This window comes from Vibrio sp. S457-15 (genome assembly GCF_000960545.1).
Classification (GTDB): Bacteria; Pseudomonadota; Gammaproteobacteria; order Enterobacterales; family Vibrionaceae; genus Vibrio; species Vibrio parahaemolyticus.
On the sequence record NZ_JYOQ01000006.1, the window covers coordinates 1 to 19087 of the forward strand.

Annotated in this window: 20 protein-coding genes; 14 read left to right on the forward strand and 6 right to left on the reverse strand. The window is 46.3% G+C overall.

Annotated features, from left to right (window positions below; genetic code table 11):
• Positions 1-26 precede the first annotated feature (26 nt).
• Positions 27-689 carry a potassium channel family protein gene (locus tag UF05_RS02005; protein WP_005460581.1) on the reverse strand — a complete coding sequence of 221 codons (663 nt, stop codon included), beginning with the start codon at positions 687-689 and terminating at the stop codon, positions 27-29.
• Positions 690-940: 251 nt separating this feature from the next.
• Positions 941-2176, reverse strand: coding sequence for a DEAD/DEAH box helicase (locus UF05_RS02010; protein ID WP_025631398.1), 1236 nt, complete (start codon positions 2174-2176; stop codon positions 941-943).
• A 184-nt stretch (positions 2177-2360) separates the two neighbouring features.
• Here UF05_RS02010 and UF05_RS02015 point away from each other — a divergent pair, with 184 nt between their 5' ends.
• Positions 2361-3713 carry a hemolysin family protein gene (locus tag UF05_RS02015; RefSeq protein WP_045546182.1) on the forward strand — a complete coding sequence of 451 codons (1353 nt, stop codon included), beginning with the start codon at positions 2361-2363 and terminating at the stop codon, positions 3711-3713.
• On the opposite strand, the gene UF05_RS02020 is transcribed toward UF05_RS02015, so the two are convergent.
• The 4 genes from UF05_RS02020 to UF05_RS02035 all read right to left on the reverse strand — a co-directional run bounded on the left by UF05_RS02020 (position 3703) and on the right by UF05_RS02035 (position 7384).
• On the reverse strand, positions 3703-4443 hold the full coding sequence (locus tag UF05_RS02020; protein ID WP_025794830.1) for a hypothetical protein: 741 nt from the start codon (positions 4441-4443) through the stop codon (positions 3703-3705). The genes UF05_RS02015 and UF05_RS02020 overlap by 11 nt on opposite strands.
• A gap of 193 nt (positions 4444-4636) precedes the next feature.
• A complete protein-coding gene (locus UF05_RS02025; protein WP_025794831.1) occupies positions 4637-5881 on the reverse strand; it encodes an NAD(P)/FAD-dependent oxidoreductase in 1245 nt (414 codons plus the stop codon).
• A gap of 8 nt (positions 5882-5889) precedes the next feature.
• Positions 5890-6975, reverse strand: coding sequence for a methyltransferase (locus UF05_RS02030; RefSeq protein ID WP_079750099.1), 1086 nt, complete (start codon positions 6973-6975; stop codon positions 5890-5892).
• A gap of 10 nt (positions 6976-6985) precedes the next feature.
• Positions 6986-7384, reverse strand: a complete 399-nt coding sequence (locus UF05_RS02035; protein WP_005460588.1) for a lipoprotein — start codon at positions 7382-7384, stop codon at positions 6986-6988.
• 76 nt (positions 7385-7460) lie between these two features.
• On the opposite strand from UF05_RS02035, the gene UF05_RS02040 reads away from it, so the two are divergent.
• The 13 genes from UF05_RS02040 to UF05_RS02100 are packed head-to-tail and all read left to right on the forward strand — an operon-like array spanning position 7461 to position 19068.
• A complete protein-coding gene (locus UF05_RS02040) occupies positions 7461-8189 on the forward strand; it encodes a beta-ketoacyl synthase chain length factor (RefSeq protein ID WP_045546183.1) in 729 nt (242 codons plus the stop codon).
• Positions 8186-8953: a lysophospholipid acyltransferase family protein gene (locus UF05_RS02045; protein WP_025498686.1), complete on the forward strand. Its 768-nt coding sequence runs from the start codon at positions 8186-8188 to the stop codon at positions 8951-8953. The genes UF05_RS02040 and UF05_RS02045 overlap by 4 nt, the downstream gene beginning before the upstream one ends.
• A gap of 13 nt (positions 8954-8966) precedes the next feature.
• Positions 8967-9227, forward strand: a complete 261-nt coding sequence (locus UF05_RS02050) for a phosphopantetheine-binding protein (protein ID WP_005457487.1) — start codon at positions 8967-8969, stop codon at positions 9225-9227.
• A 15-nt stretch (positions 9228-9242) separates the two neighbouring features.
• Complete coding sequence (locus UF05_RS02055; RefSeq protein ID WP_005460583.1) at positions 9243-9500, forward strand: acyl carrier protein; 258 nt, start codon at positions 9243-9245, stop codon at positions 9498-9500.
• A complete protein-coding gene (locus UF05_RS02060) occupies positions 9500-10060 on the forward strand; it encodes a hypothetical protein (protein ID WP_025520452.1) in 561 nt (186 codons plus the stop codon). The genes UF05_RS02055 and UF05_RS02060 overlap by 1 nt, the downstream gene beginning before the upstream one ends.
• 4 nt (positions 10061-10064) lie before the next feature.
• Entirely contained in the window at positions 10065-11465 is a 1401-nt protein-coding gene (locus UF05_RS02065; RefSeq protein ID WP_045546184.1) for an AMP-binding protein, read from the forward strand.
• A gap of 10 nt (positions 11466-11475) precedes the next feature.
• Positions 11476-11844: an ApeI family dehydratase gene (locus UF05_RS02070; protein WP_025504203.1), complete on the forward strand. Its 369-nt coding sequence runs from the start codon at positions 11476-11478 to the stop codon at positions 11842-11844.
• The gene (locus UF05_RS02075) at positions 11837-13543 is read left to right on the forward strand and encodes a glycosyltransferase family 2 protein (protein WP_029828403.1); all 1707 of its coding nucleotides are present in this window, start codon (positions 11837-11839) and stop codon (positions 13541-13543) included. Before UF05_RS02070 ends, UF05_RS02075 begins: the two co-directional genes overlap by 8 nt.
• A complete protein-coding gene (locus UF05_RS02080) occupies positions 13527-15080 on the forward strand; it encodes an HAL/PAL/TAL family ammonia-lyase (RefSeq protein ID WP_031818097.1) in 1554 nt (517 codons plus the stop codon). Before UF05_RS02075 ends, UF05_RS02080 begins: the two co-directional genes overlap by 17 nt.
• A complete protein-coding gene (locus tag UF05_RS02085; protein ID WP_005460557.1) occupies positions 15080-15526 on the forward strand; it encodes an acyl-CoA thioesterase in 447 nt (148 codons plus the stop codon). Before UF05_RS02080 ends, UF05_RS02085 begins: the two co-directional genes overlap by 1 nt.
• On the forward strand, positions 15526-16146 hold the full coding sequence (locus tag UF05_RS02090) for a LolA family protein (protein WP_045546185.1): 621 nt from the start codon (positions 15526-15528) through the stop codon (positions 16144-16146). The genes UF05_RS02085 and UF05_RS02090 overlap by 1 nt, the downstream gene beginning before the upstream one ends.
• Entirely contained in the window at positions 16118-18460 is a 2343-nt protein-coding gene (locus UF05_RS02095; protein WP_045546186.1) for an MMPL family transporter, read from the forward strand. The genes UF05_RS02090 and UF05_RS02095 overlap by 29 nt, the downstream gene beginning before the upstream one ends.
• On the forward strand, positions 18457-19068 hold the full coding sequence (locus UF05_RS02100) for a DUF3261 domain-containing protein (protein ID WP_005460563.1): 612 nt from the start codon (positions 18457-18459) through the stop codon (positions 19066-19068). The genes UF05_RS02095 and UF05_RS02100 overlap by 4 nt, the downstream gene beginning before the upstream one ends.
• Positions 19069-19087: the final 19 nt, after the last annotated feature.

A 19087-nucleotide genomic window follows, 5' to 3' on the forward strand; every position in this document is an offset into this window, starting at 1 on the left:
AAAAAAACCTCGCTGATGAAATTGCGTCATAATGATTTCAGCTTGTTTGCCAACTTGTCTTGCGGGCCAACCACAATAATGAGATCGCCGATTTCAAGCGTGGTACTCATATCAGGCGCTTTGATGATTTCAGGGCCACGTTTAAAGCCCAACACTTGCACGCCTTCGACCTTGCACAGCGCCAAATCGCTTAACGTTTTACCCATCAAACGCGAGCCAACAACAAACTCTGTCATCGCTAATCCGCTACCCAATGGATGAAATTCGAGTACGCGTTTATCCAGCATTTTGCGCGCCACACGAATGCCCATATCGCGCTCTGGCATGATGATGTGGTCTGCACCAATTTTTTGCAGAACGCGAGCTTGGAATCGGTCGTTAGCTTTTACCCATACCGATTTTACACCCGCCTCTTTTGCTATCAGGGTAGCAAGAATGCTGGCATTCACGTCCGCACCAATAGCAATCATCACCATGTCGTAATCATCAAGCTTGAGCTCTGCGACCGTTTCTTCATGAGTACAATTTGCCACAATGGCCTGACTCACAAAACCTGCAGCTTCTTTCACTCGATCTTCATTGATGTCGACCGCTAAGACTTGTGACCCAGAATCTTGTAATTCTTTACATACCGCCAAACCAAATCGGCCAAGACCAATAACAGCGAATTGCTTATCACCTGTTTTCATTCGTGCCTCATTTATGCATTCATTAGCAAGCGCGAAAGTCTGCGCCTATTCCTGCCCTTCTGCAAATATGAGGACAGAAATTTGACAAAACATTTACGCAGTTATTTGCATTTTGAGTGTTAAGCGTATGACACGATTTAACTTTTTTCCTCATCACGATCGACAAACCAGACAAAATCCATCGTGTTTTCGGCGGTTCTAAACGCAAAAAAGCCGCACGAATGCGGCTTTGCTTTCAATGTATTAGCAGACTATTTTGCGTCACGCGGTTCAGAATTCTCACGACGCGGACGATTGTCTTGCGGTTTACGCTTATTCTTAGGTACGTAATTCAAAATCGAAATCGGCACGGGCTTTCTTGGAGCAAAACCTTCGATTTCAACACGCTCAAGCAAGTGGCCCAGACGGCTTTCAATCATGCACAGATTTTTGAAATCATCCTTCGATACCAAAGAGATCGCTTCACCTTGCGCGCCAGCACGGCCAGTACGCCCGATGCGGTGTACGTACTCATCCGCAGGGAATGGCAAATCGTAGTTAATCACTACTGGTAAGTTGTCGATATCAATACCACGCGCGGCAACACCAGTTGCAACCAGATATTGAATTTCACCCGCCTTGAACTTCTCAATCAGTTCCTGACGAACACGCTGATTACGACCACTGTGGAACGCTTCAGCCACAATGCCGCGCTTCTCAAGCTGGCTAACCAATTTAGCCGCGCCGTGTTTTGTTTCAATAAAGATCAGCACTTGCGACCAGTCGTTTTCATTCAGCATGTGGCTCAAAAGCGATGACTTCATGTCTTTATCGACGGTGGTGATCCACTGCTTGATGTTCGACTTAGATGCGCTGTGTTTTGCAATCGTAATCTCTTCAGGATCAACAATCGCGTTTTTGGCCAAATCACGAACTGGGTTCGACAACGTAGCCGAGAACAGCAAGCTTTGAACATCTTCTGGCATGCAATCGATGATCTTATCGATCGAGTCGATAAAGCCCATATCAAGCATCTTATCGGCTTCGTCCAGTACCAACATTTCCACTTCATCAAAATGGAGCGCACGCTGGCCGTATAAATCAATCAGACGTCCTGGAGTGCTCACCACAATATCTACGCCTTCAATCAGCGCTTGCTTCTGCGGCGCATATTCCACGCCACCAAACATCGCCATTGAGCGCAGTGGCAAGTTCTTCCCGTACGCTTCAATACTTTGATGCACTTGCAGAGCCAGTTCGCGCGTTGGCGTAAGAATGATGGCACGAGCGCGTTTTTTACGTTGCGTCTCACCTTGGCTGAGCTTTTCTAAGATTGGCAACACAAAGCTGGCGGTTTTACCCGTGCCTGTTTGCGCAGCCGCGATCAAGTTGCTGCCACGCAGCACAATTGGAATCGCTTTTTGTTGGATAGAAGTCGGTTTTTCGTAACCCAGCGCCGTTACGGCATCCGTAATTGGTGCGCTTAAACCAAGCTTAGAAAATGGCATAGAAACGTCTCTAAAGAGGAAATGGGCGCGTAGTTTATCAGAATCCCAGTCAAGTAACAGAATCATTCGTCTGGACGCGAAAACCACATTCAACAAATGAACTCTATCCTTTTAATAAGACATTCTGTTGGCATGACGCGTTGAATTATTCACAACCTCACGTTTCTCGCGAGAGAATCTCGTTATGCTGCTAACGTGTGCATTACTGGAAGGCTCCATGGACATTTTATTGCTTGTTGGATTGATCGCACTAAACGGCATTTTCGCTATGTCTGAGATCGCGTTAGTCGCGGCGAAAAGCGGCCGATTAAAAATGATGGCCGAAGACAACGCACCTGCTACGCTCGCTTTAGAACTAAAAAACAACCCTACCCAGTTTCTTTCGACTATCCAAATCGGCATTACTGCCATCGGTCTACTCAGTGGCATTTTTGGTGAAGCGACGCTGTCCATTCCTTTTGAACACTGGCTCGTTGCCCAAGGGCTAGAGCGCGAAGTCGCCACCATTCTTGCGACCACCAGCGTTGTTATTTTGATCACTTACTTCGCGATCATCATCGGTGAGCTCGTGCCAAAACGTTTTGCACAAAACAACGCGGAAAGCATCGCAATTGTGGTCGCCTATCCGATTCATTGGTTAGCCAAACTTGCCAGACCTTTTGTGTTCTTACTTACTGTGTCGACAGACGCGTTACTTAAACTTCTGCGCCAAAACGAAAACCAAGGCGAAATCGTCACTGAAGAAGACATCTTTGCCGTCGTCAATGAAGGTTCGGAATCAGGAGCCATCGAACCGCAAGAACAACTGATGATCCGCAAGCTACTGCACCTCAATGATCGTTTAGCCCTGTCTTTAATGACGCCGCGCTGCGACATCCATTTTTTGGACACCAACTTGCCGCTGGATGAGATTCTCAAACACCTACGTCAAACTCAACACTCAGTTTGGCCAGTGTGCAAAGGCGGTTTAGATAACATCATCGGCACCATCTCCTCAAAAGTATTGCTTGATGAGTACGACCACCTGTCTGTTTCGAGACTCGGTAAATTGCTCAAACATCCGCGCTTTGTACCGGAGTCGATGAAAGGCTTGCCTCTGCTGAACTACATGCAACAAACCAGCGCAGAGATGGTATTTATTGTTGATGAATATGGCGACGTGCAAGGCTTAGTCACCTTATACGATTTGCTCAAGTCCATCGCTGGCGAATTAGGAATGGCACCAGAACAAATCTGGGCGAAGCAGCAAAAAGATGGCAGTTGGCTGATGGATGCGCTGATTCCTCTCAACGAACTCAAATACAAACTGGGATTGACCACAATTGAAGGCGAAGATAGTGAAGGTTTTCAAACCCTCAATGGCTTTTTAACTTGGTGGCTAGGACGCCTTCCACATGCAGGAGAGCTGGTCGACTATGAGGGCTGGCAGTTTGAGGTGTTAAACGTCAAACATCACCGGATTGTGCAAGTTAAAGTGAGCCGAGAGACAGAGTCAGAAACAACCACCGACACCAACGATGGCGACGCTAACCCATAAAGTTAGGCTGCAAACCTTTCGCCAGCTTCTGTCTAACTTTATAAGAAACATCACTCAACGTAATGTTCCCTTTGTTGTGACGATCGATGCCTGCATTTTGTCGGTAAGCGATCGAACCTTGTTTGAACAGCACGTGTGAGGGTGACTTCCCGATTGCCGCGGGATGGAGAATCGCCATGTAAACATCTTCCAACGATGACATTCGGTGTCGATAAGGCCAAAAGTAAGCTTTCACATAATCGAGCTGTTCAACGGCGCTCATCATGGCGAGATGCTTAGTGCTCGTCCCCAAGTTTTTCGCGGTTGCGGGCATGAACTGAATCAGACCTGTCGCACCACTCCCAGAGCCGTTTCTAATGCTAGGGCTGAACGTTTCAGCCGTCTCAAAGGCCATACAAGCCATTAGATGATTCGGGTTGATTTCTAGCTCAGAGCAAATTTCGACCACTTTGCTTTTGAATGCAGGACTAACTCGCTGTCCCCATGCCAAAACATGCTCAGAAGGCTCTTGAAATGGCTCGGGAGAAAAAATACATCGATGGGAACGTTGGGAATAAAAAGGAAGCTTTTTAATGAGGCGCTGCTGCCTGCCCTTCAACATGGAAGTAAAGGAAAACAATACAGCTTTGAGTGGCTGCCGTTTTTTAAACTTTACTAATCTATACAGTCGCTTAGATACCTTTTTCACGACATAACCAAGTTGAGGGAACACTCCCAAAATGTAATCCATTTCCTACAAGTTTTATAGAAATATCAGCTACAACAAACATTTACGTGACTAAAATCACCCTTAGGGCAATATCAATGTTCAATAACCCACCAAAAAAAAGAATGACCTTATTAAAATCAAGATTATAAAAAGCCCCACCTATGAATCACAGATGGGGCTAATGAGATGTTTTTAATGGTTTTTTCTGAGTAATTTAAAAACCTTCGCCACGTACTAACTCAGCCAGCGTCGACAAGCGTTGTTCACTTTGCTTGACGTATGGGTTCTCGGTATCCCACGCGTAACCAGCCAATATTGCACTGATCATCTGTTTAATGCGTGGATTTGGATCTTGGTAGAAAATCACGTCTTGAAGCGTGCCGTTGTACCATCCTTCCACATAAGTACGGAACGTGTTGACACCAACCATCAAACGTTCTGAGTACTCTTCTTGCCAATCAACCACTTCGCCGTTCAATTGACGCACAACGCAATCAGCAGCAAATTGAGCCGACTTCATCGCGATAGTGACACCCGATGAGAATACCGGATCCAAAAATTCGCCCGCGTTACCAAGCAGCGCGTAGTGTTCTGTGGCTAAGCGTTTGACGTTCGCTGAATAGCCACCCAACTCACCTGCGGGATTTGGGTACTTCGCGTTTCGCAATAAAGACGCCAAACCCGGCTCTTCATTAGCCAACTGCTGCAAAGCTGCAAGCTTATCTTCTGGGTATTGCTCGAAAAACTCAGGCTCACCCACCACACCAAACGAACACGTACCATTCGAGAATGGAATTAGCCAGTACCATACGTCGTGATTTTCAGGATGGACTGAAATCAGAATTTTGTTGCGGTCGTACTCTGGCTCTTGTGGTGAAATATGATCTTCGATATGCGTAAAGATCGCTTTTCTTGGTGGAAGGCAAGAAGGTTCTTCCAGATCCAGCAAACGCGGCAGCACTCGGCCAAAACCACTCGCATCCAAAACAAAATCGGCTTCGATTTGGTACGCCTGCTTATCGGGCCCAACCACTTCTAAGCGCGATTTTTTGCCTTCAAACGCCAAGCTAACCAGCTCATGCTGATAACGAATGTCGACGCCCTGTTCTGCGGCTCTGTCAGCGAGCACTTTATCAAAGCTGGCGCGTTGAACCTGAAATGTGGTGCCTGGTCCTGCGGTAAATTTGTCAGTGAAATCAAAGTGGGTGTAGACCCCATTACGACGGAACGCCGCACCATCTTTGAATTGGAAGCCATGCTGCTTCACCGCCTCTGTCATTCCGGCAAGTTCAACCACCTCCATACAAGCTGGAAGTAAGCTTTCGCCAATTGAGAAACGAGGGAACGTCGCTTTTTCGATCACGACAACATCAATACCACGGGATTTTAGCAACGCAGAAACGGTGGAACCCGAAGGACCTGCGCCAACGACGACAACTTGCTTGTGCTCTGTTTTCATTCTTTATACTAGCTTGCTTGGAGTTTTAATAAGGTATGTCCGAGGCCAATGTTGTCCGTTCTTTCCACAACAGAGAGACCTGCTGCTTCAACAATTTCTAGGAAATCATCACTACGGTAGAAACGGCTATTACCATTGGCTAGGCAGGTAAAGTAAAGCGAGGTGGCATTTAAGCTGTATGACGCGCCCGCGTATTTCTGCGCATCCCAAAACAGTTCGAGAACGTAAACGGTGTCGCCCGTGCTCAACTGCGCCTTCACTTTCTTCAAAATATTTAAAATTTCAATTGGAGAGAAACAATCTAAGAACTGGCTCATCCACCAAATATCGGCATGATCAGGCAATGTTTGGGCTTTATCAAGCATATTGGCAGGATACGGATGCACGCGCTCGCTGAGCTGATTCTCTGCCACGTTAGACATCGCTACTTCCAATTGCTGCGGCAAATCAACAATGGTCACATGCACATCTTTATCGTAGTTGCAGCACTGCATTGCCCATTTACCCGTATTGCCACCGATATCGACAATATGTTTTGGCTCATTGGCAAACACTTCTTTAAGCAGCAATGGGAAAGAACGATCCGAATAGAAGTGATCAAACTTAAACCAGCTCTGCTTAGCTTGCTCAGGTAAAGTCGACAACCCTTGATAGATGGTTTCCCAATCGCCCAGCTCTTTCAATCCAGCAGGTTTGCCGTCTTTGATTGCTTCAGTCAGGTGCATCATCGCGGCATAACAAACGTCGGCCGTGAAATCCATGTTTGCTTGGGTCATGCCATCGTACAACAAGTAGAACCCGAGGTTGGCCAGTGAGTAGTTAGGTTTTTCCCACAAAACAATGTGCGCACTTATCGCCATGTCTAGCAGCACTTTGACACCATATTCTGACACGCCTGTTTTTTCGGCAATATCAATGGCGCTCATGCCTTTTGAACCAGCGCTATCGAGCGCCGTTAAAATACCCAAATCTCTGAGCGTTCTCGCGGTATGGAAAACGATAGGGGCAAAAGATAATTTTTGAGCTTCTGTTTTTGCTTCAAAAGCATTAAAAGGATCATTATTTTGATTTAACACGAAAAAACCTAACTGCATTTAATAATTTTTATTGCTGAGACTGAGTGCCCAACAACGCAAGTGCTCGCTGAATATCAACATTTAAATTGTTTACCCAACGATTGTAATTGCGGTGAATTTTGCCATCACTTGCTTTGAGATTTACTGAGTTGAGATAAATAATTGAATAATATTTGTTGTTGTATGGAATTTTTACTTCAGCAGAGTGTGTACGAACGTGAATTTTCGCAATTAATACACCCGGACTAACTTCTTCAATCGTCCAACCACGGTTAGTTGCGGATTGCACAATCGCCATTTTTACTTGTTTATTTTGAAGATCATACGCAACTGGAGTATCCTCCACACTCAATACAGGTTGTACACGTCCACAACCGACAAGAAGCAAAGTTAATAATAATGAGATGTACAGCTTAAAGCGCGACATAAGAATTTCCTTTTTATTATGAATTCGGGTGAAGCCCAAATTGTATCGAGCTGTAAAATAAACAATTTAACCAAATATGCCAAACTCGAAGATCAAAATTTCGTTCAATATTGATGCGTGGACAGCGAATTCACTGGGTTTATCTCAACCTGATGAATGGAAAGAATGGGCTGCAAGCGGAAATTGGCCACAAGATGGCAAAGTAAATGTGGCGGATATTCCTGCAATGATACGCAGAAGAATGAGTCCATTAAGTAAACTTGCTGTGCAAACGGCCATCGAATTATTAAAGCAACATCAGGCCGACTATCTGGTGTTTTCTAGCCGTCATGGCGAACTGCATCGCAGTGTCGCGCTGGTTGCAGACATCATCAGTGGCGAAGAAGCCTCTCCAATGGCGTTCTCTCAATCAGTGCACAATACCGCGGCAGGTTTAGCGACCATCGCAACCAAGCAGCCAATCCCTCTCACTTCGATTGCGGCATCGGAAAATACATTCCAAAGCGCGATATTAGAAGCGTGGCTATTTTTAGCAGACAATCCAGATAAGAAAGTTCTGCTTGTCGACTTTGATGAACCTTTACCTGACTCCTACACCGAATTTGAACAGCAGCAATATCCGGGCTTTGGCTTAGGTTTGGTGTTATCAAACGGTGATGATTTTACGTTGCGCAGCAGCCACAGCGTAGAAACACAAGGCCACCTTTTGCCACAAGGCTTAGCGTTTTTGCAGCACTACTTGTCAGACAAAACTCAGTGGACCATCCATGCCCCACAGCAATCTTGGGAATGGCGCAAACAATGAATCGCTTAAATCAGTATTGGCGCGTGCTCGCCACGGGTTTCTGTTTTTCGGTATTTGGTTTGGGTGGTTTAGCGCTGAGCTTTATCGTGATTCCAACTATTCGTATTTTTGTCTCTGACCAAACTGAACGTGAATATAAAGTTCAAGGCGCGATTCAATATTCTTTCAACACATTCTGTAAATTAATGAAGTTCAGCGGGGCGATTGATTATGAAATTATTGGCGCAGACCTTCTTCAACAAGATCGAAATTGTTTAATTGTTGCCAATCATCCGAGTTTAATTGATTACGTTTTAATCGCCTCACAATTAAATCGCTGTGATTGTTTAGTAAAGTCCGCAATTTGGTCGAATCCTTTTATGAAGCATATCGTAAAAGCGGCCGGATATATTCCAAACGAAGCGCCAGATGATTTATTAGCACTTTGTGAAGAACGATTTAATAAAGGCAACGTGTTGCTTATATTTCCTGAAGGCACAAGAACAACACCAGGCGTAAAACCTAAGTTGCAACGTGGCGCGGCACAAATTGCGGTAAGAACAGAACGAGATTTAAGAGTCGTACATATTACGGTGACACCGAGCTTTCTCACAAAAGAGAAAAAATGGTATCAGGTGCCAACAACAAAGCCCTTTTTCAAAATTGAAGTTAAGGATAAAGTTGAGATTGAGCCCTTTATAAAGCAAACTACGTCACCAACGATAGCGGCTCGACGCTTACAACAGCACTTAGCTGACAACATTTTTCCAGAAAACTTTTATTGATAAGCAGGTCCCAGTGGAACAGTTACACAACGATATTAAGCAACTTATTATTAATGCTTTGAACCTTGAAGATTTAACCGTAGACGATATTGAAACGGATGCGCCACTTTTTGGTGATGGACTTGGCTTAGACTCTATCGACGCACTTGAGCTTGGATTAGCAATTAAAAAGCAATACAACATCGTCATCGATGCTGACGACTCAAATACGCGCGAACACTTTGCTTCTGTAGCAAACCTAGCGAAATACGTTTCTTCTCAAACCAATGAATAAGTTGTAGGTATATTCATGACTGATGTAAATAAAGATCAAGTATTTGAACAAGTTAAAGATGCGCTTGTTGAGCTGTTCGAAATCGACGCAGACGACATCCAACCTGACGCGCACTTATATCAAGATCTCGATCTAGATAGCATTGACGCGGTTGATTTGGTCGTGCACCTACAGAATGTCACTGGTAAAAAAATCAAACCTGCTGAATTTAGTACAGTAAGAACCGTTGACGATGTCGTTAACGCAGTCACTGAGCTATTGAAGGAAAGTTAATGCGCCAATTGCTGACTGGTCTGTCTGCAATTGTACTGTTTGCCTACCCCTTCGCCGTTTACTTCGGTATAGATAAATTTGGCTTGAACTTAGTCGGGGGCTTGTTAATTGCTGCGTTGCTTTTGCGTTTATTCGTCGCAAATAAGACCCCACTTAAAGAGTTTAAATTCCTAGCGCTCACCACGGGCGCTGTCGGTATTCTTCTTGTTGCGCTTGGCATGGTGTTTAAACAACACGGGTGGCTTAAGTTTTACCCTGTGGTTGTGAACGTATGCATGTTGTGCGTGTTCGCATTTAGTCTCAAACAGCCTCAATCGATCATTGAAAGGCTCGCGCGTTTACAAGAACCAGAACTACCGCCAAGCGGCGTTGCTTACACTCGCAAAGTGACAATGGTTTGGTGCGTTTTTTTTGTACTGAATGCCGTTTTTGCCCTCTATACCTGTTTCCTGCCAGTAAAAATATGGACGCTGTATAACGGTCTGATTAGCTACTTACTTGCTGGTAGCTTGTTCGCCGGAGAATGGATCGTGCGTCAATTTGTTCGAAAGGAACACTAATCGTATGAATACAACGTATTCGAGCTTTACCTCACTGGCGACCTTGTTCAGCACAAAGAGGTATGAGCAATCCCCTGTCTCTTACTATCGCGACTCAGTTATCACTTGGGGTGATTTCCAGAAGCACGTCGCAACGCTTGCTCAGCAGTTAGAAAGCCAGCCAACGCAAAACATTGCGTTGTGTTTTGGCAACAGCTACCTATTTGCCGTTGGCTTTTTTGCTTGTTGTCACGCAGGAAAATCCATTGTATTGCCTGGTAACTATCAACCAGAAGCACTCAAAGAACTCAGCGAGCACTACGATTTATTGTTGCATGATGCCGATGTCTCTGTTCCAGAACAGGTGAGTTCACTCCTAGTAAAAGCTCAATCATTGGTAGACATCACCTTGATTCACGAGCAACAGGTAGACCACCCTTATGTTTGGCGTGAATTGAATCTGGCAAAAATACCAGTGACGCTATTCACTTCTGGTTCAAGCGGCAAACCAAAAGCCATTGCAAAAACGCTGAAACAGCTCGATATCGAAGTGTCTATTCTAGACAACCTATGGGGCGACACGGTTGCCAACACACGCGTTGAAAGCACCGTCTCTCATCAACACATTTACGGCTTGCTGTTCCGCGTATTGTGGCCTTTGTGCTCTGCACGTCCATTTTCAGCACACAACCTTGAGTTCCCAGAGCAAATTGTCCATCACGCCGATGCTGACACCACGCTAGTAAGCAGCCCTGCGTTACTAAAACGACTCAGTGAAGAGCATAATCCGGTTGCAATTCGGTGCGTATTCTCTTCTGGAGGCCCCTTGCCAAACCAAGCCGCGCAACACAGCCAGCTGTTGTTTGGGTCACTTCCTATTGAAGTTTTTGGCAGCACAGAAACCGGCGGCATCGCTTACCGTCAGCAGCACGTAGCCAGCACTCCTTGGACGTTATTCCCAGGTGTTGAAGCAAAGCTTAACCATGAAAATTGTTTAAAGCTCCGCTCGCCACACATTGATGAAAACACTTGGTACCAGACTGCGGATGAATGCTATTTCCATGATAGTATTTCTTTTGAATTGCGTGGACGCACTGACCGAATCGTCAAAGTCGAAGAAAAGCGTATTTCCCTTGTCGAAGTGGAAAAACGTTTAGAGCAACTACCGTGGGTTCAAGAAAGCGTGGTGATCCCAATGGAAGAATCTGGTCGCCTCACGTTAGTCTCGATCATCGTACTTAACGATAAAGGCAGCGATGTGCTTAATGAACTTGGTAAAGGCAAATTTTGGCTTGAGCTTCGCAAGGCTCTGCGCAATTGGCTAGAGCCGATCGCTATCCCGAGAAAATTCAGAGTGGTCGACGAAATTCCATTGAACAGCCAAGGCAAACGCCAAGTTGCTGAAATTGAAAAACTATTCCAATAAAGCTAGTAACATGGAAAAAAGAAAACCAACTATTCAGAATATTGAAGTGAGCGACCACACCGCGGAGCTATCGCTGCGTGTGGATGCTGACATCTTAGATTTCCAAGGTCATTTCAGTCACTTCCCTCTTTTACCCGGCGTCACTCAAATTGATTGGGCGCTGTTCTACGCCGTTCAACATTTGAATACTCCCAAGGTATTTAAAGGAATGGAAGTCATCAAATTTCAAGAGCCGATTCTGCCAAACGCCGACGTTTGCCTCTCACTCTCTTGGGACAATGAGCGTGAGAAATTGACCTTTAAGTACACATCGAAAAGCGGTGAAACCTTGGTGACTCACTCGTCAGGAAAAATGAAACTGGGTGAGTCACGTGAGTGATTACCGTCCCTGCTTTTTAATTCCTTGCTACAACCACGGCAGCACAATTGCAGACGTGGTGGCATCGTTATCCTCTTTCGCTTTGCCAGTGCTGGTCGTGGACGACGGCAGCAATGAAGACACCAAACAAGCGCTTTCAGCGTTGAGTGAGCAAGGACTAATAAAACTGATTAGTTTGAGTGAAAACCAAGGCAAAGGTGGCGCGGTGATGGCTGGCCTACATCAAGCTCACCAACTTGGTTTTACGCACACCATTCAAATCGACGCAGACGGTCAACACGACCTAGAAGCACTACCCAAATTGCTCAGCGCCAGCGAAACAAAACCAGATAACCTGATTTCTGGCCAACCGATATACGACGAGAGCGTACCTAAAGCCCGTCTGTATGGTCGCTACGCTACGCACATTTGGGTGTGGATAGAAACCTTGTCACTGTCTATCAAAGACAGCATGTGCGGCTTCCGCGCCTACCCAGTGGTGAAAACGGTCGCCGTGTTGAACAAGTACAACATCGGCAAACGCATGGATTTTGATATCGAAATTCTGGTGCGAATGTACTGGGAAGGCGTCGATATTGATTTTGTTCCAACGCGCGTGATCTACCCTGAAGGTGGCATTTCCCACTTCGACGCATTGTGGGATAACGTCAAGATAAGCTGGATGCACACTCGCCTATTTTTTGGCATGTTGCCGCGCATTCCTTCGCTACTCGCCAGAAAGCGCCGTCATACAGACGACAGCAATGCCCACTGGTCGAAACGAAAAGAACAAGGCACGATTTTAGGCATCAAAACCTTGCTCGCGGTTTACCGCTTGTTCGGTAGAAAAGCGTTCGACCTGATTTTAAAGTTAGTCATGCGCTACTACCACTTCACGGGTAAATCTGCCCGCGAAGCGTCTGAGATTTACCTGCAAAACTTGCAGCGCTACGCAGCGCAGCAGAACATCGCACTACCAAAACAGTTGGACAGCTATCATCACCTGCTTTCTTTTGGGCGAACCATGCTCGACAAACTAGCAGCATGGCAAGGTGACTTTAATGTCGACAACCTAACCATTCACGGCCAGCATCATTTCAAAGAGATGGCGCAGAAAAAACAAGGCGTGCTCATTTTAGGCTCGCACCTTGGCAATATCGAACTCTGCCGCGCGCTTGGTCGTCGACACTCTCATGTCAAAATCAATGCCTTGGTATTTACCCAACACGCTGAACAATTTAATGCGGTAATGAAGGCGGTAAACCCAAATTCGGAACTGAATCTGATTCAAGTCAGCTCAATGGGACCAGACACCGCGATTCTGCTTCAACAAAAAATCGAGCAAGGCGAATGGGTGGTGATCGTTGGTGATCGCACATCTACCAGCAAAGAAAATCGTGTCGTTTGGGCAGATTTTCTTGGTAAACCTGCACCATTCCCGCAAGGCCCATTCATGCTTGCCTCGGTATTAAAAGCGCCGGTTTACCTACTCTTCGGTCTACGCGACGACGAAGCGAACACTCCGCATTTTAATGTGTACTTTGAACACTTTAGTGACCAAATCACGCTACCGCGCAAGGAGCGTCAGCAGGCACTAGAACACGTGGTTCAACAGTACGCACACAGATTAGAACACCACACACTGCAAGCGCCGTTACAGTGGTACAACTTTTTTAACTTCTGGACTTTAAGTAATCAGCCACATGACAAACAACAATAATCACAACATCACTTTTGGTGCCCAATCTTTAACCATCGAAGATGTCGTTGCCATTGCTCAAGGTGCAAAGGCAAACATGAACACCTCGCCAGAATTTACCGCGAAAATTGATCGTGGCGTGGCGTTTCTGGAACGATTACTGAAAGAAGAAGGCGTTATTTACGGCGTGACTACGGGTTACGGAGATTCATGTACTGTGGCGATTCCACCCGCTCTTGTGGATGAACTTCCGTTGCACCTTACGCGCTTCCATGGCTGTGGCTTAGGTCAAATCCTTTCTCATGAGCAAGCTCGCGCGGTGTTGGCGACCCGTTTGTGTTCATTGTCGCAAGGCGTATCTGGCGTGTCTCACGATCTGTTGAACCAAATCGTTACGCTTATCAATCACGATATTGCGCCGCGTATTCCACAAGAAGGCTCGGTGGGCGCAAGCGGCGATTTAACGCCTCTGTCTTACCTAGCGGCGACCTTAATTGGCGAGCGTGAAGTGCTTTACAAAGGCGATGTGCGACCAACACAAGAAGTATTTGCAGAGCTGGACATTGAGCCAATTCGCCTAAAACCAAAAGAAGGTTTGGCGTTAATGAACGGTACATCCGTGATGACTGCCCTCGCCTGTCTTGCCTACAAACGCGCAGAATACCTAGCTCAGCTATGCACCAAGATTACCGCGATGGTCTCTGTGGGTATGCAAGGTAATGACTTCCACTTTGATGAAGCGCTGTTTGCGGTAAAACCTCACCCTGGTCAACAGCAAGTTGCGGCTTGGCTGCGTGATGATCTTAATGCTGAACGTCCGCCACGCAATAGCGACCGACTGCAAGATCGCTACTCGCTGCGTTGCGCGCCACACGTAATTGGCATGGTGCAAGACTCACTGCCTTGGCTACGTCAATTGATCGAGAATGAACTAAATAGTGCCAACGACAATCCAATTATCGATGGCGACAACGAGCGCGTTCTGCACGGCGGTCACTTCTACGGTGGTCATATCGCAATGGCGATGGATACGTTGAAAGTGAACATTGCCAACTTAGCTGATTTGCTGGATCGTCAGATGGCGCAATTGATGGATTACAAGTTCAATAACGGCCTGCCGTTTAACTTAACCGGTGCAGAAGGCGAACGTAAACCGATCAACCACGGCTTTAAAGCGGTTCAGATTGGTATCTCAGCTTGGACGGCAGAAGCGTTGAAAAACACCATGCCAGCGAGCGTTTTTTCTCGCTCAACCGAATGTCACAACCAAGACAAAGTGAGCATGGGCACCATTGCGGCTCGTGATTGCCTACGCGTACTTGAGTTAACAGAGCAAGTTGCTGCGGCTTCTCTCCTAGCAAGCGTTCAAGCGGTTGAGATTCGTCGTCGTCATAACGAATTGGACGAACACCACATGAGTCAGAGTTTGCGAGTAATTCGTGACGCCGTACTGAGCGAGTTTGAATTTGTGACTGAAGATCGCCCATTGGAACAAGATTTGCGCCATTTCATTGAACGCATTCAGCAACGTCATTGGCCACTCTACGCGGAGGTATAATGCAAGAGCAGGTTCTCTACCCATTAGAAGCGGAGGTGACTATGGTCACCTCATTCCAAGATGCTGACCCGATGGGCGTGATATATCACGGCAACTTCTTTCGGTATTTTGAAGAAGCGCGTCGTGTGCTGATGGAGAAGATCCAATACAGCTATCGCGATATGCAAGACTCTGGGTACATGTGGCCGATCATCGACACGCGCGTTAAATACGTGAAGGCGATTCCGTTTAATCACACCATTCGTATTACCGCGCAACTCACTGAGTGGGAAAACCGCTTACGTGTGGATTACGTGATTTACGACGCCGAAACGAATCAACGTATGTGCAAAGCGCATACAACGCAAGTAGCCGTATCCATTGAAAAGCAAGAGATGTGCTTTGTTTCTCCAGCAGTCTTTTTAGATAAAGTAGAGCGATGGCACAACCATGGGAGCCTGAACTAATGCAAAAGTGGTTACTCTCTTTTTTGCTAATATTTTCTGTTTCAGCACTGGCAACACCGACAGTAAATGTAACGGATTTGGCATCGCTTCAACAGCAGTTGTCTCAGCATGAAATCGTACGCGGAAATTTTACGCAGCAGCGTCATCTGGAAATGTTTAGTCAACCTTTAACCTCTAAAGGTCAGTTCACACTGAGCAAAACACATGGCTTGTTGTGGCAACAAACAGAACCTTTCGCAGTCAATTTGGTATTGACGGAAAACAAACTTCGTCAGACTTTTGCCGACCAAGCTCCGAAAACGATCTCTGCACAAGAAAACCCAATGGCGTTCTACTTTAGCCACGTGTTTTTATCCGTGTTCCACGGGGATACTTCTGCACTGCAAGAACAATTCACACTCGATTTTTCAGTTGAGAACAATCAATGGCAGCTCGTTTTAGTGCCCAAGCAGTCGCCATTAAATGCGGTGTTTCAATCCATCACTCTTTCCGGTAAAACGCACATTGATCGCCTAACCCTACAAGAGCTGCGTGGCGATAAGACCGAAATCACGTTTACGAACCAGACCTCTCTACCTCAGGAACTCACGGATGCCGAAGACGCTCAATTCCGTTTCTAAACTCAGTCTCGGCACTCACACCTTTGCTCTGGTTTGGCTCAATCTCGTTGTTTTAGCGGGCGCGTTGCTACTCAAACAATGGGTTTGGAGTGCAGAATCTCCGATTGAGACCAACATTTTAAAACTGCTGCCGAAGAACCAACAAAACCCGGTGGCTGAGCAAGCCTTTGAGTCGGTCTCGGCAAGTATGAGCGACAAAGTCATTTTCGTGATCACAGCGCCGGACAAAAATGCCCTTTTTGCAGCGGCCGCTGAATTTGATAAGGGGTTACGCCAAAGTAATCATTTTCGCGATGTGGTAGGGAAAATCTCACCTCAAGAACAGCAAGCTTGGGCGAGTTACTACTTTAAGCACCGCTTCCAATTGCTGACGCCTGAACAACGAGAACGTTTAAGCCAAAATCCAGAACAGCAAGTGCAGCGTGTGATTCAGTCGCTGTACAACCCGTTTTCTGGAGTGACCGGGCAAGAGTTACAAAGTGACCCTTTCTTGCTATTTCGTGATTATTTAAGCCAAGTTACCCAGCAATCGTCCTCTTTCCGATTGGATAACGGCTATCTGTCCGTCGAAAAAGACGGTGCTCAATACTTGCTTATTACTGCCGAGCTAAAAGACTCGCCTTATAGCCTAACGGGGCAGCTTGCAGTCCCTGATATTCAATCGCTAGAACAAAGCGTCGCGCAGAAATATGGCGCTGAAGTCGCACATACTGGCGTTCTATTTTACGCCGACTTTGGTACGCAAAGTGCAAAATCGGAGATCAGCACCATCGGTGTGTTTTCTCTGCTCGGTATCATTGCATTGTTCGTGTTGGTCTTTCGTAGTGTGATGCCTCTGTCTCTGGCACTGCTTTCCATCACCATTGGTTTGCTCGTTGCGTTGTCCGTTACGACGTGGATTTTTGGAAAAATCCATCTGTTCAGCTTAGTGTTTGGCGCAAGTTTAATCGGTGTGTCTATCGACTACGCATTCCACTACCTAACCGAACGTCTTGCGGCGGGAAATGAATGGGATAGCGAGCAAGGATTAAAGCACATTTTCATAGCGATCACACTTGGCTTAATCACCAGTTTGATCGGCTATTTGGGCATGTTGGTGGCACCGTTTCCTGGTTTGCAGCAGCTTGCGCTGTTTTCATCCATTGGTCTGATTGCCGCTTACATCACTGTGGTGGCTTGGTATCCGATACTGGCTCGTAACCCATCGAGCACCATTTCGACTTTACCGGGACAATCATTGTTGGAGAAATGGTTAACGCTTTGGAATCACCCTCGAATTAAAGTCGGATTGCCGATGTTATGTGTGGTTGCGAGTGGCTTTTTCTTGCTGCAATTGAACTACGATGACGACATTCGTCTGCTGCAAACGATGCCGAAAGATCTCAAGCAGCAAGAAACCTTGATTACGACGCTCAGTGGCATGCAATCTTCACAGCAAATGCTGGTCGTTACCGCCGACGATGACGAAAACCTAATGAAAAAGCTGGAGTCTTTGACGCCAACATTAGAAGCGTGGAAAGCGGACAGCACCATCGAAAGCTACCAGAGTCTGAGTCGCTACTTGAGCTCGGTAGAGCGTCAGCAACAAGACTATCAATTGATTCGCGATCTTTACGCAACACAATCCAGCCCACTAGCTTCCGGACTGAGCTTAAGTAAAAAGCCTAAAATGGACGCCGACTTTATCCCTGTCACGGTTGATCAGTACTTGCAAAACCCAGTATCAGCGCCTGTGCGTTTTCTCCATTTGGGTAAAATTAAAGGAAAATCGGCAACGGTAGTGGTGTTAAACCAATTGCAAGACTCCGCCGTTGTTAAGTCTTTTGCCAAATCGCAGCCTGACGTTGTCTACCTAAACAAAGCAGAAGAAATTTCCGCCCTATTTGGTGAATACCGAATCAAAATCATGGAGCTGTTGGCAGCCGCCAGTACTATGATCTTTCTGGTGTTAATCAAGCGGTACGGTCTGCAACACAGTTGGCGAGTTTTACTGCCATCATTGATTGCTTGTGCGTGCGGTCTGGCAACTGCTGTCGCGATGGGAACAACATTAAACCTGTTCAACTTGCTTGGCTTGGTGCTCATTCTTGGTATCGGAATCGATTACACTCTGTTCTTTGCCGAGAAAGCCCGCAGCGTGAGCACACTATTGGCGATCACCCTTTCGGCAATAACCACTATGCTGTCATTTGGGTTGCTGTCACTAAGCCAAACTCACGCGATTCACAGTTTCGGCATTACGGTGTTAAGTGGTATTTTTGTTGCTTGGCTGCTCTCTCCGATTGCGATTAAAACAGAGGAAACGACGTCATGATTTTTAACCATGCTTTTCGCTGCGCGACGTTAATCGTACTGAGTCTGTTTTTAAGTGCATGCAGCTTGGTACCTCACCAATCGACGCCTCAAGTCGATATTGCTGAGAACACCCAAGTTAACTTACCGACTCCAGCCAGCTTGGGCTATCAGTTGACGGCCAGCCAATTGATTACGGCCTCTTGGGTAATTGACGGCAAACCCACATCTGAGCAACTTCCGGTGCAACTGCAAGTGACTAGCAACGAAGTGGTACTGGCAGGCTTCTCATCTTGGGGGACGCGAGTGCTCTCGTTGTCTTACGATGGAGAACAAATCCAAACCGAAGTACTCAACGGTTTGCAAGGTACGCTACCGCAGCCAGAACAGGTATTATTTAACCTGATGATCACGCTCTGGCCGAGTTCAGCTTGGGAAGGATCGTTAAATGAGGTAAGGTGGCAAATGATTGATAAAAATAATTCTCGCGCCATCTTTGATAGCGACGGTGAAAAGATCATTGAGATTCAATACAGTTCTTCTAACAAATTAGAGGGTAAGATTGATTTTCACCACCTCAAGCATCAGTTTTCAATTTCTATTCAGACACTGCAACATCAGATTAATTAAGAACAATTTAGAACAACAA

Bases quoted from the DNA above. Each gene is read 5' to 3' on its own strand.
- UF05_RS02045 (WP_025498686.1), top strand. From the start codon at position 8,186: ATGAATCGCTTAAATCAGTATTGGCGCGTGCTCGCCACGGGTTTCTGT.
- UF05_RS02070 (WP_025504203.1), top strand. From the start codon at position 11,476: ATGGAAAAAAGAAAACCAACTATTCAGAATATTGAAGTGAGCGACCAC.
- UF05_RS02025 (WP_025794831.1), bottom strand. From the start codon at position 5,881: ATGAAAACAGAGCACAAGCAAGTTGTCGTCGTTGGCGCAGGTCCTTCG.
- UF05_RS02080 (WP_031818097.1), top strand. From the start codon at position 13,527: ATGACAAACAACAATAATCACAACATCACTTTTGGTGCCCAATCTTTA.
- UF05_RS02005 (WP_005460581.1), bottom strand. From the start codon at position 689: ATGAAAACAGGTGATAAGCAATTCGCTGTTATTGGTCTTGGCCGATTT.
- UF05_RS02100 (WP_005460563.1), top strand. From the start codon at position 18,457: ATGATTTTTAACCATGCTTTTCGCTGCGCGACGTTAATCGTACTGAGT.
- UF05_RS02030 (WP_079750099.1), bottom strand. From the start codon at position 6,975: ATGCAGTTAGGTTTTTTCGTGTTAAATCAAAATAATGATCCTTTTAAT.
- UF05_RS02035 (WP_005460588.1), bottom strand. From the start codon at position 7,384: ATGTCGCGCTTTAAGCTGTACATCTCATTATTATTAACTTTGCTTCTT.
- UF05_RS02040 (WP_045546183.1), top strand. From the start codon at position 7,461: ATGCCAAACTCGAAGATCAAAATTTCGTTCAATATTGATGCGTGGACA.
- UF05_RS02060 (WP_025520452.1), top strand. From the start codon at position 9,500: ATGCGCCAATTGCTGACTGGTCTGTCTGCAATTGTACTGTTTGCCTAC.
- UF05_RS02065 (WP_045546184.1), top strand. From the start codon at position 10,065: ATGAATACAACGTATTCGAGCTTTACCTCACTGGCGACCTTGTTCAGC.
- UF05_RS02020 (WP_025794830.1), bottom strand. From the start codon at position 4,443: ATGGATTACATTTTGGGAGTGTTCCCTCAACTTGGTTATGTCGTGAAA.
- UF05_RS02010 (WP_025631398.1), bottom strand. From the start codon at position 2,176: ATGCCATTTTCTAAGCTTGGTTTAAGCGCACCAATTACGGATGCCGTA.
- UF05_RS02055 (WP_005460583.1), top strand. From the start codon at position 9,243: ATGACTGATGTAAATAAAGATCAAGTATTTGAACAAGTTAAAGATGCG.
- UF05_RS02090 (WP_045546185.1), top strand. From the start codon at position 15,526: ATGCAAAAGTGGTTACTCTCTTTTTTGCTAATATTTTCTGTTTCAGCA.
- UF05_RS02085 (WP_005460557.1), top strand. From the start codon at position 15,080: ATGCAAGAGCAGGTTCTCTACCCATTAGAAGCGGAGGTGACTATGGTC.
- UF05_RS02095 (WP_045546186.1), top strand. From the start codon at position 16,118: ATGCCGAAGACGCTCAATTCCGTTTCTAAACTCAGTCTCGGCACTCAC.
- UF05_RS02015 (WP_045546182.1), top strand. From the start codon at position 2,361: ATGCTGCTAACGTGTGCATTACTGGAAGGCTCCATGGACATTTTATTG.